This window comes from Streptomyces sp. SID3212, from assembly GCF_009865405.1.
GTDB lineage: Bacteria > Actinomycetota > Actinomycetes > Streptomycetales > Streptomycetaceae > Streptomyces.
Genome location: NZ_WWJY01000274.1, coordinates 1 through 14,835 on the forward strand (window position 1 = coordinate 1; position 14,835 = coordinate 14,835).

Sequence of the window (14,835 nt, forward strand, 5' to 3'; positions counted from 1 at the left end):
CGCCCGCTCGGGCCGCCGGCCGCGCCTGGTCGGCACGGATCCGCTCGGCCAGGGCGCGGGCCGCTCCGCCCCGTACCGCTTCCTCCGCCGCCTCGACGGCCCGCTTCCAGTCGGTGAGGTGGCCGCTCGCGACGGCCAGGGCCGCGGCGTTGAGGCAGACCGTGCGGGTGGCCACCTCACCGGCGGCGCCGCCGAGGACGGACAGGAAGTGGTCCGGCGCGGAGGCCGGGTCGGCGGCCGGGGCGAGATCGTCGAACCCGCCCTCGGAGGAGACCAGTTCACCGGCCTTGACGGTGAACTCGTCACCGGCGTCGGTGTGGACGGTGTTGTCGGCGAAGCCGAGCAGTTCGTCGGCACCCCGGTCGTTGCTGGTCAGCCACAGGGTGCGATCGGTGACCGTCCCGGCGAGGGCCCGGAGCCCGGTGAGCGGTGCGCCCGCCGAGACCCCGGTGACCTGTGCGGTGACGGGCAGGTCGGCGAGGAAGGGACCCAGCGCGTTCAGGAAGCGGCCGAAGGGCTTCATGCTCAGCGGCGCGACGGTCCTGGCGAGCCGGGTCAGCTGCGCGGGGTAGACGAACGGCCCCGCGAAGGCGATGCCGTACCGCTCCAGCGTTTCCGCGGTCTGCTCGTACGACGACGTCAGCCGGATCCCGAGGCGTTCCAGCAGGTCGACGGAGCCGAGGCTGCTGGAGTAGGCACGTGAGCCGGTCTTGACGACCCGTACGCCCGCCGCGGCGGCGACGAACGCCGACGCGGTCGAGATGTTGAAGGTCCTGGGGCCGCCGCCGGTGCCGACCACGTTGACCGTGCCGGGCCAGCGGTCCGCCGGCCGGGCGGGCCGCCGTTCCGCGAGCGAGTCCAGCAGGTGGCGCAGGGTCTCGTGGTCGGGGAGCCGGGTGGCCAGGGAGGTCAGCAGGGCGACGGCCTGGGCCCGGTCGAGGCTGCCGTCGCCGAGCTCGTCCCAGAACGACCGCCAGGTCTCGCGCCCGACGGGCGCGCGCTGTTCGAGCAGTCCGAGGATCGCGAGGTGCATGCTAGCTTCCTGCGACCTCTGGCCGGCGCGCGCCCGAGACGAAGGCGTCGATCGCGGCGACACTGCGGAAGTTGTCCGGGTCGAGGTCCTCGTCACCGATGGCGACCTCGAACCGGTCCTCGACCCAGGCGATCAGCTTCAGCACCCCGAGGCTGTCGATGACACCGTCGGAGAGCAGGTCGTGGTCGTCGGCCAGCTCCTCGGCGCTGACGTCGGGCAGGAACTCCTCGATGACGAACTGCTTGATGGTGCCGACGTGGCTCATGACGTTCTTCCTTTCGCTGATGACAGAGGGTGGAGCCGGTCGAGCGCCCTGCGGTCGACCTTCCCGGTGGCGGTCTTGGGCAGCGGCTCGTCGACGATCCGCAGCTGGGCGGGGACGGCGGCCCTGGGCAGGCCCTGCGCGCAGTGCTTGCGCAGTTCGAGGCTGCTCAACCCGGTGCCGGGCGCGCGCTGGACGGCGGCGATCAGGACACGGCCCTCGATGGGGTCGGGCACGGCGGCCACCCCCGCTTCGAGCACCGAGGGGTGGTCCAGCAGGACCCGTTCCACCTCGGCGGTGTTCACCGCCACCCCCCGGACCTTGACCTGGTGGTCGCCGCGCCCGGTGAGGTGGAGCCGTCCCTCGGTGTCGCGCCGTACGAGGTCGCCGGTACGGAACCAGGGGCGGTCGTCGAGCCCGAGGGGGTGGCCGGTGAACACCCCGGCGTGCCGGGTCCGGTCGAGGTAGCCCGCCGACTGGAAGGGCGTCGACACGTACAGCTCGCCGGAGCCCGGTCCGGTGACGGGCCGGCCGTCCTGGTCCAGGACCAGGGCCTCGACGCCGGGGAGCGGGACGCCGATCGGCACCGGTGTGCCGGTGGTGGCGTCCACCTCGTGGACGAAGCTGTCGTTGGTCTCGGTGCAGCCGTAGATGTTGTGGATCCGCGCCGAGGGGAAGAGCTTCGGCAGCCCGCCCAGGGTGCGGTCGGGGATGACGTCGCCGGTGAACATCGCGTGGCGGACGCCGGGCAGGGTCACCCCGCGCCGTTCGGCGGCGTCGAGGAGCAGACCGTAGAACATCGGTACCGCCTGGACGACCTCGACGTCGTGGCGCACGAGCAGGTCGAGGAGGTGTCCGCCGCGGGCGGCGAGAGCGGGGTCGACCAGGACGACCCGGCCGCCGTGGGCCAGCGTGGTCCACACGTCGAGCAGGCAGAGGTCGAAGTTGAGCGGGGCGTAGTTGAGGACCGTCGTACCCGGGGTGATCGAGAAGGCGGGTCCCGCCCAGGCGGCGAAGCGGTTCACGGCCTCCCGGCCCAGCGGGACGATCTTGGGCAGGCTGGTGGAACCCGAGGTGGTGAGCATGAACGACACCTCGGCGGCCTCGCGGGGCGAGAGCGGCTGCGGGGTGACGTCCGGGTTGGGGACCACGCCCGGGTCCTCGGCCCCGGGGGCGATCACCCGGCGGCAGCCCGCCTGGGCGAACAGGTCCGCGAGCAGGGCGGGGGCGAGGGCGGGCGACGGCAGGAGGAAGGGGCGCCGGGCGAGCAGGCACGCCAGGATGAGGGCGACGGCCGCCGGCGACTTGGTGCCGAGGACGCCGACGGGCTCGCCGGGGGTGAGCCCGATCCGGTCCAGCCGTTCGCGCTGCCGCCCCGCCTGTTCGTACAGCTCGCGGTACGTGGTCTCCTCGCCGTTCCAGACGAGTGCGGGCGCGTCGGGGCGCTCGCGGACCTGGAGGAGGAACCCGCCGACGAGACCGCCGGGGCCCGGGCCGGGGCTGTCACTGCTCATGGCTGCCCCCGGTGGGTACGGCCCCGGACGCGGCGCCCGGGTCGGCGAGCTGGACCCAGCCGCTCTTCACGGCGGGCCCCGCCGGGGTCCTGCCGGTGAAGCGCACCACCAGGCCGGCCGCGTCGGGCTGGAGTTCGAGGCGCAGTTCCTCGCCGGGCGCGACGGGAGACGAGAAGCGGGCGCCGATGCCCCGTACGCGTGAGGGGTCGCCGTCGGCGTACCGGTCGGTGATCTCCTCGACGGCCAGGGCCACCACGCTCATGCCGTGCGCGATGACGGAGCCGAAGCCGGCGGCGCGGGCCGCTTCGTCATCGAGGTGGATGGGGTTGAGGTCGCCCGAGGCGTGGGCGTACCGGCCGATCCACTCCTCGGTCAACTCGTGGGTCGCGACGGCGGGTTCACCGGATCCGGCGGGCTTCGGGGCGGGGGCGCCGGCCGAGATGTCACCGAAGGGGTCCAGCGCGGTGGCGCCGACGAGCAGGGCGCTGGTGAGCAGTTCGGCAAAGGGCTCCGCTCCCCCGTCCGCGTCCCCGGTGAGCAGGGAGCGCAGGGCGACCCGGGTGCCGCGCGGCTCGCGGCGGGCGCCGAGCACGTCGAGCCGTACGGTCACCCGCTCACCGGCGGCGACGAGCCTGCGGCAGCGGATGTCCTGGCCGAGGTGGACGACGGACACGGGTCCCGTCTCGGCGGCGGTCAGCGCGGCGACCGTCTGCTCGGCGACGGTGTGGGCGAGGACGAACGCGTGCACGGGCGAGGCGGGTCCGGCGGCCGGGTGGCCGGGTCCGGCCGCCGGGAGGGCGGACCGTACGGCGTCCCGGTAGGCGGTGAGCCGCGCCGCGGTGACGGTGGAGGCCGCCGCGGGGGCGAGGGCCTGGGCCCCGGTCGTTCCTTCGATCGGTGTGGTCGTCATACCGGCGTCACCACCAGGGTGGAGTTGTGGCCGCCGAAGCCGAAGGAGTTCGACAGCGCGGGACCGGAGGCGACGGGGCGCGGCGCGCCGTGGACCACGTCGATTTCCATGCCTGGCTCCAGTTGTTCGTGGTTGGCGGTGGGCGGGACCTCGCACCGGCGCATCGCCTCGACGGTGGCGATCAGTTCGACGGCTCCCGCGGCTCCGATGAGGTGGCCGATGACACTCTTGGTCGCGGTCACCGGCGGTCCGTCGGCGCCGAACACCTTGGTGAGCGCGGCGGCTTCGGCCCGGTCGTTGTGCGGGGTGGAGGTGCCGTGGGCGTTGACGTGGACGATGTCGGAGGGGATCAGGCCGGCGTCGGCGATCGCCCCGGTCATCGCGTCGATGGCGGCGGAGCCGTCGGGCAGGGGCATGGCGAGGTGGTAGGCGTCGGAGGTGGCCGCGTACCCGGCGACGGTGGCGTACGTCCGCGCGCCCCGCGCCCGCGCGTCGTCCAGGCGTTCCAGGACGACGAACCCGGCGCCCTCCCCCATCACGAAGCCGTCGCGGTCGGTGTCGAACGGCCGGGAGGCGTGCTCCGGGTCGTCGTTGCGCATCGAGACGGCGTTGAGGTTGCCGAACCCGGCGAGGGTGACGGGGGTGAGGGTGGATTCGCAGCCGCCCGCGATGACGACGTCCGCCCGGTGTGTCTGGAGGAGCATCAGCGCGTGGCCGACGGCGTCGGCGCCGCTGGCGCAGGTGGTGGCGATGGTGAGGGCGGGGCCCTGCCAGCCGAGCCGGATCGCGATCTGCGCGGCGGCGGCGTTGGGCATCGTCATCAGCGGCATGAGCGGGTTGACCCGGTGGGGGCCCGACTCGGTGAAGAGCCGGGACTGCTCGTCGCTGGTGGCCCGGCCGCCGACGGCGTTGCCGACGACGATGGCGGTACGGCCGGGGTCGGCGGTGGGCGCCCCGGCGTCGCGGTGGGCGGCGAGCGCGGCGGTCGTCCCGTACAGCGCGAACGGGTCCATCCGCCGCGCGTCCTTGTCGGGGACCAGTCCCACGGCGTCGAGTCCGCGGACCCGGCAGCCGATCCTGACCCGGTGCCGGGACAGGTCGAGGTGGGTGAGCGCGGCGGCGGTCGACCGGCCGGCGCGGAGGGTGTCCCACAGGTCGTCGGGGGTGCTGCCGCCCGGAGTGACGACGCCCATGCCGGTGATCGCGACAGGCGCTGTGAGCGGTGCGTGCCTCGGTGAGGTTGGCATCTCGGATCCCGTATCCCGTGCGAGCGGTGGACGGCCGTCCGGCCGTTGAGGTGGTGGCGTTGGCGGCCGGCGCGCGTACCGACCGGTCCTGCGGGTCGGTGGTACGGGAGCGCCGGTGGCCGTGGGTGTCGGCCCGGCCCTGGGGCTCCGGCCCCGGGGCCGGCCCTGACGGTGGGTCAGGGCCGGACGGGGGCGGTGCCGGGCGTGGTACGACCGTGGGTCAGGCGGGGATGAGACCGCACTCGGCCGCGGCCTTGAGGAAGGCCTCCGCGGCGAAGTCGAGGTCGGCCTTGGTGTGCCGGGCGGTGATGGCGATCCGTAGCCGCGCCAGGTCGTTGGGGACCGCGGGGGTGACGACCGGCAGCCCGATCACACCGGCCGCGCGGCACGCGGTCGCGTAGTCGTAGGCGGCCTCGTCGGAGCCCGCGATGACCGGCACCACGGCCGTCTCGCTGTCGCCCGTCCGCATTCCCCCGTCGTTCAGGGTGCGGCGGAAGCGCGCGGACTCCTCCTGGATGTGGGTGACCCGCTCCGGCTCCTGCTGGAGGATGCGCAGCGACTCCAGCGCGGCTCCGGTCTGGGCCGGGCCGAGCGCGGCGGAGAAGAGGAAGGGCCGTGCCGCGTACTTGAGGTGGCCGATCAGCTCCTCGGGCCCCGCGACCCAGCCCCCCATGGAGGGGATGGCCTTGGACAGGGTGCCCAGCTTGACGTCGACCTTCGCCGTGTACCCGAAGTGCTCCTCGATGCCCTTGCCGGTGGCGCCGATGACACCGAGCGCGTGGGCCTCGTCCACCATCAGCAGCGCGTCGTGCGCGTCGCAGACGCGGCGCAGCTCGGGGAGCGGGGCGATGTCGCCGTCCATGGAGTACACACTGTCGACGATGACCAGACGGATGCCGTCGGGGCTTGCGGCGGCGAGCCGCCGGTCGAGGTGGTCCACGTCGTTGTGGCGGAAGCGGGTGACGGTGGCGCCGCTGAGGCGGCAGCCGTCGACGATGCTGGCGTGGTCGTACTTGTCGATCAGTACGGTGTCCCCCGCGCCGACCAGCGCGCCGACCGTGCCGACGTTGGCCGCGTAGCCGGAGCCGAAGACCAGGGCCCGGTCGCGGCCGGCGAACTGGGCGACCTCCGCCTCCAGTTCCTCGTGCAGCGGGATCGACCCGGCCAGCGCCCGTACCCCGTGGTTGCCGGTGCCGTACAGCTCGACGGCGGCCTGGGCGGCGCGGACCACACGCTCGTCACCGGCCAGCCCGAGGTAGCTGTAGCCCGACATCATCAGGAGGCGGCGGCCGTCGAGGTCGGCGTACGCGGAGTCCCGCTCGACCGTGTACGTGACGAAGCTGTTGCGGCGGGCGGGCTCCCATTCGAGCGACTGCACGCGACGGCGTGTCGCGTCCAGTTTCGGCGCGAGCCGTTCCCAGCCTCCGGATGCGTTCACGGACGTCTCCTCATCCACGTTTCGGACAATTACCGGAGTCCTCTCAACCCTGGACCCGAAGTGCGACGCAATTCAACGACAGCCGCGCAAGGCGGGCGCAACACGGCCGTGAGATGGGGGAATTGGAGCGGCGCAACAAGAACGCGACAGCGGACGGCAATCGGAACTCAAGGCTCCAGCCATTCAGGGGGATTGTTCACCGGCCACTGTTGACACACCGAGAAGGTTGGCCGGTATCGTCCAATTCTTGTGCGGGGGGCATACCCGAGACGTGTCCCGCTTTCCTCCACAAGGGCAAGCGTGACGACCCCCTGGCGCGATCTCGACCCACCGTCGCCGGCGGCAGCCGGCGACGGAACTCCCGGCCACCCGGCCGACCGCTCAGGGAGTACAGCTTGCTCATCAGACTCGCTGGTCTCGTCACCATCGAACCCGACGGGACTGCCCCACAGCACCTGTCCAGCGCTCAGGCCCAGGTTGCTTTCGCCCGGCTCGTCCTCGAACGCTCCGGGGGCACCAGCCGCGACCAGCTCGCCGACACCGTGTGGCCGGACGGCCTTCCCGACACCTGGGCGTCCGCACTCCGCAGTGTGGTCAGCCGCGTCCGTACGTTCGTCACGTCCCCGACGCAGCACCCGGGCATCACCCCGCTCGTCGCCCAGGGCGGCCGCTACCTGCTGTACCTGCCCAGGGAGGCACTGGTCGACGTCGAGTGCGCGGAGGAGGCGGCGACCGAGGCGGCCGAGGCGTACGCGACCGGCTCGTACGGTGTCGCGCAGAAGCTCGCGGCCGCCGCTGTGTCACATCTACGCGGGTCATTTCTGCCGGCCCACGAGGGCGAGTGGGTCAACAGCACCCGCGAACGCCTCGACGAGCTGCGGTTGTCGGCGCTGGAGACGGCGAGCCTCGCCTCGTCGGCCCTCGGCGACGAGCACCACGCGCTGCGGTACGCCGAGGAGGCCGTACGGCGTGCTCCGTTCAGGGAGAGCGCGTACCGGTGCCGGATGGCCGCGCACCGCACGGCGGGCAACCGGGCCGAGGCGCTGCGTACCTACCAGCAGTTGCGTGAGGTCCTCGCCGAGGAGCTGGGCATCGACCCGGCGCCCGAGAGCGAGGCCGCGTACCTGGAACTGCTGCGTACGCCCGACACGCGGCGGCGCCCGGAGCCCCGGGCGGTCACCCAGCTGGACCCGGTCCTGATGGGCATGTTCGAGGCTCCGTACCCGCGGCCGGCCGCGCCCCGCCCGTTCGCACCACGCCGGCGTGTGGCCTAGCCCTGTCGACGGGGGAGACGGGAAGGACATGAGAAAGAGGCGGCCCGGAGGATTCCGGACCGCCTCGTTTCGTGTGCCACGGCGTCAGGTGATGGAGACGCCGCTGTCGATGCTGATGACCTGGCCCGTCATGCAGTCCTGGTCCAGGAAGAGCGACGCACTGCGCGCGACCTCCTCGACCGTGACAAAACGCGGGATGGGGGCCTTGTCCTCCATGCCCTCGATGACCCGGTCGGACAGGTTCTTCGTCATACCGGTGATCATGAAGCCGGGCGACAGGGCGTTGACGGTCACCCCGCGCCGGCCGCACTCGGCGGCCAGGGTCCGGGTGAAGCCGATGAGCCCCGCCTTCGACGCGGAGTACGCCGTCTGGCCCGCCGTCGCGATCAGGCCCGAGGGCGAGACCACGTTGATGATCCGTCCCCACCGCTGCCTGAGCATGTACGGCACGGCCACCCTGGTCGTGTGGAACGAGCCGACCAGGTTGGTCTGGATCACCTGCGCCCAGTCCGCCGGCGACTGCATCGCCATCAGCGAGTCCTTGCGGATCGCGCCGTTGTTGACCAGCACGTCGACGGGGCCGAGGCGCTCGCTGATCTCCGCGTACAGGCCGGTGACGGCCTCCCAGGAGCCCACGTCCCCGGTCACCACGACCGAGTCGTTGGTCAGCTTGTCCTGGACGGCCCTGGCCTGTGCCTCCGCGCTGTTGTAGTGCACGGCGACCCGGCAGCCGAGGGCGTCCAGTTCGAGTGCCAGCGCCTGGCCGAGACCGCCGGACGCCCCCGTGACGAGGGCGACCGGCTGCTCCGGGCGGCTGCCCGGTGTGTTGTTACGGCTCATTTCTCCCCGCCCCACTCCAGGAGCATCGATCCCCAGGTCATGCCGGCACCGAAGCCCGCGAGCAGGACCTGGTCGCCGTTCTGGATCCGGCCGTCGTCGAGCGCCTCGGTGAGGGCGATCGGGATGGACGCGGACGCGGTGTTGCCGTACCGCTCCAGGTTGGTGACCAGGGCCTCCTTGCGGAGTCCTGTGTGGCTGAGGATCGAGTTGATGATCCGGATGTTGGCCTGGTGCGGGATGATGTGATCGACGTCGGCGGCGTCGACCTTGGCGCTCTCCAGCGTCTCCCGGACCGTACGGACCGTGTAGCGCACGGCGTTGAGGTAGATCTCGTTGCCGTTGATCTGGGCGTAGTGCAGCCCCGCGCGCACGGTCTCCTCGGTGGTGGGCATCCTGCTGCCGCCCGCCAGTACCTTGAGGCTGCCGGCGCACGAGCCGTCGGCGCCCAGGTTCCACGCCTTGACCCGGTTCTCGGGCCCCGGCGTCAGGACGACGGCGCCCGCGCCGTCGCCGACGAGGATCGACAGGTCCCGGTCGTCGGGGTTGGCCGTCAGGGTGTGGGTGTCGGACCCGATCAGCAGGATGGGCCGGGGGTCGATGGCGATGAGCGCCATCGCCGACACCAGTCCGTAGACGAAGCCCGCGCACTCCGAGTTGACGTCGTGCGCGCTGCCCGCGATGCCGAGGTCGTGGTGGACGAACGCGGACGTGGCCGGTGAGGGCTGCTCCGGGGTGGCGGTGGCGACGATCAGATGGGCGATGTCGGCACCGGTCAGCCCGGCCTTCTCCAGCGCGCGCCGGCCGGCCTCGACCGCCAGTGAGGCGGTCGTCTGGCCGGGGCCCACGGCCCGGCGCTCCTGGATACCGCACCGGCTGACGATCCAGTTCTCGTCCACACCGAAGCGCTCCGCGAGCTCCGCGCTGGTGACCTTGCGCTCGGGTACGGACATGCCCCACCCGGTGATGTCGAAGCCGTTCACGGGGCGCTCTCGCTACGCCTGCGCCGGCTGCGGTACGAGCGCGAGGATCCGCTCGTACACGTGGCGCAGCGTCGTGGTGTCGTCGAGGTCCGCGAACAGCGACTCGTCGGCGGGGATGTGCGGGTACTGGTTCTGGAACCCGTACAGCCACTCCATCAGGTCCAGCGAGTCGACGTCCGCGATGTGCTGGAGCGGTGCATCGGGGCTGACCTCCTGGGCGCCCGACACGGCCTCGAGCTGGCTCGCCAGTTCTTCGATGGTGGGCAGCGTCATGAGCTTCGGTCCTCTCTCGCGGTGCATCCGGTTTCGAGAGGCATGCAAGCGCGGGCCGCGCAACCGGCGCGCAACACCGGTGCCGTACGGCCGTGTTGCGCGTCTGTTGCGAGCGAACCGCTTTCCTCGTGACCGGATCGCAGGACCGGATCGCCCGGCGGGATCGGCGGTCGGACCGGCCGCCGCACCGGCGGTCGGGACGAGCGGATCGCGGAACCAACACCAGGAAAGAGGTCGAGGATGACAACGGTCGCCCCCAGATCCGTGGACCCCGAGGTCGACGCGGTCAGGCACCACTACGAGGTGAGCAACGAGTTCTACGCTCTCCTGCTGGGCCCGTCCATGATGTACTCCGGCGGCTACTGGGAGCCGGACGAGACGCTCGTCGGCGCCCTGGACGAGGCGCAGTTCCGCAAGCTCGACACGTTCGCCGAACTGGCCGGCGCCAAGGACGCGGGCCGGGTGCTGGACATCGGCTGCGGCTGGGGCACCATGCTCAACCGGCTGACGACGGTCCACGGGGTGCGCGAGGCCGTCGGCCTGACCCTGAGCCGTACCCAGGAGGCGTTCATCACCGGCCTGGACAACCCGCGGATCACCACGCGGGTGGAGAGCTGGGCGGACCACACGACCGACGAGAAGTACGACGCGGCGTTCTGCATCAACGCGCTGGAGCACTTCGTCTCCTCCAACCTGCCGCCGCGCGAGCGCACCAAGCGCTACCGCTTCTTCTTCAACCAGGTCTCCAAGGCGCTCAACCCGGGGGCGAAGTTCGTCCTGCACACGATGACCGCCGAGGCGCAGCCGATGACCCGCGAGCTGCTCGCGGACCTCAAGTTCCTCCAGCGCAGCGAGTTCGAGGGGATGCACATCCCGCATCTGCACGAGCTGACCGCCGCCGCGGAGGGTCTCTTCGAGGTCGTGGAGATCGTCAACGAGCGGGAGTCCTTCGCCATGGCGTGCCGCGCCTGGCTGGAGCGGCTGGCCGCGGACCGCGAGACCGCGGTCGCCCTGGAGGGCGAGGACGTGGTGGCCCGCTTCGAGCGCTACCTCGACATCTTCGCCTACACCCTTGAGGACAAGTTCTTCAACAACTTCCGCGTCACCATCGCGCGCAGGGGCTGAGGAGGCCACCGTGACGAGCATTCTCGAACCCGCCCACGGCGGCGGAGTGAGCGGTGAGGCGCGGGACGCGGCCGGCCGGGGGCCGACCCGTCACCTGCGGGTCGCGGTCATCGGCAGTGGCTTCTCGGGCCTGGGTACGGCCATCCGCCTGCTCCAGCAGGGCATCGACGACTTCCTGGTCTTCGAGCGGGCCGACGAGGTGGGCGGCACCTGGCGCGACAACTCCTACCCGGGGTGCGCCTGTGACGTGATGTCGCACCTGTACTCGTTCTCGTTCGCGCAGAACCCGCACTGGAAGAGCACGTTCGGCAAGCGCGACGAGCTGTACGCGTATCTGCGGGACTGCGCCGACCGGTTCGGGGTACGGCCCCACATCCGCTTCGGCCACGAGCTGATCGCCGCCCGCTGGGACGACGCGACCCGCCACTGGCACATCGAGACCTCGGGCGGGGAGTACACCGCCCAGGTCCTGGTCACCGGCACCGGGTACCTCAGTGAGCCGGCGCTGCCGGACATCCCGGGGCTCGCGGACTTCGAGGGGAAGGTCTTCCACTCCTCGCGCTGGGACCACGACCACGACCTGGCGGGCCGGCGCGTCGCCGTCATCGGCACGGGCGCCTCTGCCATCCAGTTCGTCCCGAAGATCCAGCCCGAGGTGGGGCAGCTGGACCTCTACCAGCGCACTCCCCCGTGGGTCGGCCCGAAGAACGACAAGGCCACCAGCCCGCTCCAGGCGAAGCTGCTGCGCGGACTGCCCGGTTACCAGAACTTCCGGCGCAACTTCAACATGTGGGGCCGCGAGATCCTGGCCTTCGTGATGGCGCGCCCCAAGGTCGCCGGCAAGATGCAGAAGATGGCGTCGGACCATCTGAAGAAGAGCGTCGCCGACCCGGCGCTGCGCGAGCGGCTGACGCCCGACTACGTCATGGCGTGCAAGCGGCTGCTGTTCTCGAACACCTGGTACCCGGCGATCCAGCAGCCCAACGTCGAGCTCGTCACCGACGGGATCGACCACATCAGGGCCAAGTCGGTGGTGGGCAAGGACGGCCAGGAGCGCGAGGTCGACACGATCATCCTCGGTACGGGCTTCAAGGCCGTGGACCGGCCGGTCGCCGGGCGGATCTGGGGCCGGGGCGGCGTCCAGCTGCGGGAGGCGTGGAGCGGGGGCATGTCCGCGCACCGCGGCACCACCGTGGCCGGCTTCCCCAACCTCTTCATGCTGCTGGGCCCCAACACGACCCTCGGGCACTCCTCGCAGGTCGTGATGATCGAGGCCCAGATCGCCTACGTGCTCGACGCGCTGAAGCAGATGGACCGGCGCGGCCTGTCCAGCGTGGAGGTCCGCCAGGAGGCCCAGGCGGCGTACAACGAGGCGCTCGACAAGCGGCTCGACGGAACGGTGTGGAACGCCGGGAACTGCAAGAGCTGGTACCTCGACAGCAGCGGCCGCAACCCGTCGATCTGGCCGACGTACACCTGGCGGTTCCGCCGCCAGACCAAGCACTTCGATCTCGGTGAGTACCAGCTCGCCACCACTGTCGGCGCCGGAAGACCGGCTGTGAAGCACGTATGACGAACGGGAGAACGGACCAGATGAGCAACAGCACCCCTTCTCGGCGCAGGGTCCTCGGCGGGATCGCCGCCACCGCGGCCACCGTGGTGGGCTGGAACGCCACCACCCAGACGTGGGCGACCGCGGCGGAGTCCGGCCGGGGCCACGGCGGTCACGGCGGGCACGGCGGGCAGGTGTCCCCCGTACCGCCGCTGGACGGGACGCTGAAGACGTCCGGGACCGAACTGGCGCCGTTCGGCCAGGACTTCGGCCGGCTCGTGACGGACGCCCTGCCGTGGGCGGTGCTGGTGCCGGGGTCGGACCGGGACGTCGTCGCGATGGTGAACTACGCCAGGGCGAACAACCTCAAGATCGCCGTCAACGGGCGCAGCGGCACCGGTGACGACATCGAGTCGCACTCCAGCTACGGCCAGGCCTCGGTCCGGGGCGGCATCTCGATCGACGCCCGCGGTCTCGCGAAGATCTACAGCATCGGTTCGAGCACGGCGACGGTGGGCGCGGGTGTCACCTGGGGCCAGCTGACGGACGCGGCGGCGCCCAAGGGCAAGATGCCGCCGGCGGTGCCGGACTACCTGCACCTGTCGATCGGCGGCACGCTGAGCGTCGGCGGGATCGGCGGTACGGCGGGCAAGTACGGCCTGCTCGTCGACACGGTCCGGTCGCTGGACGTCGTCACGGGCGCCGGCCAGCTGGTCACCACCTCGCCGACGGTCCGCCCCGACCTGTTCAACGCCGTGCTGGGCGGTGGCGGTCAGGTCGCCATCATCCTGCGCGCCACGGTGGACGTCGTCCCGCTCAAGGAGCGGGCGGTCATCTTCAGCCTGTACTACAGCGACGTCGCGACCTACATGGCCGACTCGGAGAAGGTCCTCGCGGACGGCCGGTTCGAGGTCCAGGCGGGCGAGTTGCAGCGCACGCCGGACGACACGGGCTGGCGTTACAAGCTGGAGGTCGGGGCCGTCTACAACGGCACCGCCGTCCCGAACCGCGCGGCGCTGCTCGCTGGGCTGCGGGACAACCGCGCGGAGGCCGTCATCGAGGACATGACGTACCGCGACTACAACTTCCGTCTCGACGCGGCGGAGGCGTTCCTCAAGGAGACCGGGTACTGGTTCCAGCCGAAGCCCTGGCTGTCCATGTTCCTGCCCGCCTCCAAGGCCAAGCAGTTCCTGAAGATCGCCGAGGCCGAGCTGACGGCGAACGACCTGGGCGCCGGCTTCCTGCTGACGTACCCGTACCGCACGTCGAAGCTCAAGCGCCCGCTGGCCGTCCAGCCGAACGAGCCGGTCGCGTACCTCTTCGACCTGCTGCGCTTCCCCCACCCGGGCGAGCCGAACATCCAGGGGATGCTGGAGCAGAACCGGCGGCTGTACGACAAGGCCGTCGCGCTCGGCGCCAAGCGGTACCTGGTCGGCGCCGTCCCGAGGATGACGGGGACGGACTGGAAGAAGCACTTCGGCAACCGCTACGCCGAGTTCTACTCCGCGAAGCGGCGCTACGACCCGGCGGGCATCCTCACCCCCGGCCAGGGATTCTTCGGCTGACCGACCGGGGGCGGGGTCTCTCCGCGGCCCCGCCCCCGCCCGCCCCTCCCGTTTCTTTCCCGCGCACCACACCACACCGCACCACCACACCACACCACCACCCGCACCGCACCGCCGGCCGCACCGCACCGACCCCAACCACCGCTCCCCCCCATCCGCAGGACCGCACAGGGAGATCCCATGACCGGATACGACATCATCGACGAGGCGGTGGTCGGCGCCCCCGCGGACGCCGTCTGGGACGCGCTCGTCGCCGAGTTCCGCGGGGCCGCGGCCTGGTGGGTCCCGGCGAACACCTTCGAGACCGTGACCGGCGCGCCCGACGTCGTGGGGGGCGAGGTCGCGGTGACCGTCCACACCAAGGGCGTCGACAAGGGCGGGCTGAAGCTCCGCTTCACCCAGCGCACGGTGTCCGTGGACCCGGGCCGCCGGCTCGCGGTCGAATACGTCGACGGCGTCTTCCGCGGTCCCGCCGCATTCGTCCTGGAGCCGCTCGACGGCGGGGACCGTACCCGGGTGCGCATGCACTTCCAGGGCCGGCCGCAGGGCAAGCTCAAGGTCATCTCCAAGCTCGCCGACATCGGCGCCGAGCACTCGAAGGCGACCCTCGCGGCCTTCGCGGCGCTGGACCGGCAGCTGGCCGGAGCACGGGACGGCGCGTCCCGATGAGCGCCCTCACGGAGCTTCCCGCCGGTTCGCTGACCGAGGAGACGACGGTCCGCGCCGACGACGGCGCCGCGCTCGCCGTCACCGTCCTCGGCCCCCTGAGCCCCGGCCCCGGCAGCGGCACCACGGTCGTGCTGGCGCACGGCTGGGCCGCGG

The 14,835-nt window shown here is 71.8% G+C and carries 14 protein-coding genes; 5 read left to right on the forward strand and 9 right to left on the reverse strand.

Features of this window, described 5'->3' with window-relative positions:
• The 6 genes from GT042_RS08500 to GT042_RS08525 form a co-directional block, all read right to left on the reverse strand.
• On the reverse strand, window positions 1-1,033 hold a 1,033-nt coding region (locus GT042_RS08500), incomplete at its 3' end, for a hypothetical protein (RefSeq protein WP_161308093.1).
• A gap of 1 nt (window position 1,034) precedes the next feature.
• Window positions 1,035-1,298, reverse strand: a complete 264-nt coding sequence (locus GT042_RS08505) for a phosphopantetheine-binding protein (protein ID WP_161308094.1) — start codon at window positions 1,296-1,298, stop codon at window positions 1,035-1,037.
• Window positions 1,295-2,809 (reverse strand): AMP-binding protein, encoded by a 1,515-nt coding sequence (locus GT042_RS08510; RefSeq protein WP_161308095.1) that lies wholly within the window; start codon window positions 2,807-2,809, stop codon window positions 1,295-1,297. Before GT042_RS08510 ends, GT042_RS08505 begins: the two co-directional genes overlap by 4 nt.
• On the reverse strand, window positions 2,799-3,719 hold the full coding sequence (locus GT042_RS08515; RefSeq protein ID WP_161308096.1) for a MaoC family dehydratase: 921 nt from the start codon (window positions 3,717-3,719) through the stop codon (window positions 2,799-2,801). Before GT042_RS08515 ends, GT042_RS08510 begins: the two co-directional genes overlap by 11 nt.
• Complete coding sequence (locus GT042_RS08520; RefSeq protein WP_161308097.1) at window positions 3,716-4,966, reverse strand: beta-ketoacyl-[acyl-carrier-protein] synthase family protein; 1,251 nt, start codon at window positions 4,964-4,966, stop codon at window positions 3,716-3,718. The genes GT042_RS08515 and GT042_RS08520 overlap by 4 nt, the downstream gene beginning before the upstream one ends.
• Before the next feature lie 220 nt (window positions 4,967-5,186).
• On the reverse strand, window positions 5,187-6,404 hold the full coding sequence (locus GT042_RS08525; protein ID WP_161308098.1) for an 8-amino-7-oxononanoate synthase: 1,218 nt from the start codon (window positions 6,402-6,404) through the stop codon (window positions 5,187-5,189).
• A gap of 395 nt (window positions 6,405-6,799) precedes the next feature.
• Between GT042_RS08525 and GT042_RS08530 the strand changes: the two genes are divergently transcribed.
• Entirely contained in the window at window positions 6,800-7,678 is an 879-nt protein-coding gene (locus GT042_RS08530; RefSeq protein WP_161308099.1) for a BTAD domain-containing putative transcriptional regulator, read from the forward strand.
• An 84-nt stretch (window positions 7,679-7,762) separates the two neighbouring features.
• Here GT042_RS08530 and GT042_RS08535 read toward each other — a convergent pair whose 3' ends face one another.
• Genes GT042_RS08535 through GT042_RS08545 form a run of 3 tightly spaced genes read right to left on the reverse strand, consistent with a single transcriptional unit; the run spans window position 7,763 to window position 9,771 of the window.
• Window positions 7,763-8,518, reverse strand: a complete 756-nt coding sequence (locus GT042_RS08535) for an SDR family NAD(P)-dependent oxidoreductase (protein WP_161308100.1) — start codon at window positions 8,516-8,518, stop codon at window positions 7,763-7,765.
• Window positions 8,515-9,498, reverse strand: a complete 984-nt coding sequence (locus GT042_RS08540; RefSeq protein ID WP_161308101.1) for a ketoacyl-ACP synthase III — start codon at window positions 9,496-9,498, stop codon at window positions 8,515-8,517. The genes GT042_RS08535 and GT042_RS08540 overlap by 4 nt, the downstream gene beginning before the upstream one ends.
• Before the next feature lie 12 nt (window positions 9,499-9,510).
• Complete coding sequence (locus GT042_RS08545) at window positions 9,511-9,771, reverse strand: hypothetical protein (RefSeq protein WP_161308102.1); 261 nt, start codon at window positions 9,769-9,771, stop codon at window positions 9,511-9,513.
• A 240-nt stretch (window positions 9,772-10,011) separates the two neighbouring features.
• On the opposite strand from GT042_RS08545, the gene GT042_RS08550 reads away from it, so the two are divergent.
• The 4 genes from GT042_RS08550 (at window position 10,012) to GT042_RS08565 (ending at window position 14,682) form a co-directional block, all read left to right on the forward strand.
• Window positions 10,012-10,896, forward strand: coding sequence for a class I SAM-dependent methyltransferase (locus GT042_RS08550; protein WP_161308103.1), 885 nt, complete (start codon window positions 10,012-10,014; stop codon window positions 10,894-10,896).
• 10 nt (window positions 10,897-10,906) lie between these two features.
• Entirely contained in the window at window positions 10,907-12,469 is a 1,563-nt protein-coding gene (locus GT042_RS08555; RefSeq protein ID WP_345943718.1) for an NAD(P)/FAD-dependent oxidoreductase, read from the forward strand.
• Between the two features lie 20 nt (window positions 12,470-12,489).
• Window positions 12,490-14,013 carry an FAD-binding protein gene (locus tag GT042_RS08560; RefSeq protein WP_161308104.1) on the forward strand — a complete coding sequence of 508 codons (1,524 nt, stop codon included), beginning with the start codon at window positions 12,490-12,492 and terminating at the stop codon, window positions 14,011-14,013.
• Between the two features lie 180 nt (window positions 14,014-14,193).
• Window positions 14,194-14,682 (forward strand): SRPBCC family protein, encoded by a 489-nt coding sequence (locus GT042_RS08565; RefSeq protein WP_202532524.1) that lies wholly within the window; start codon window positions 14,194-14,196, stop codon window positions 14,680-14,682.
• Window positions 14,683-14,835: the final 153 nt, after the last annotated feature.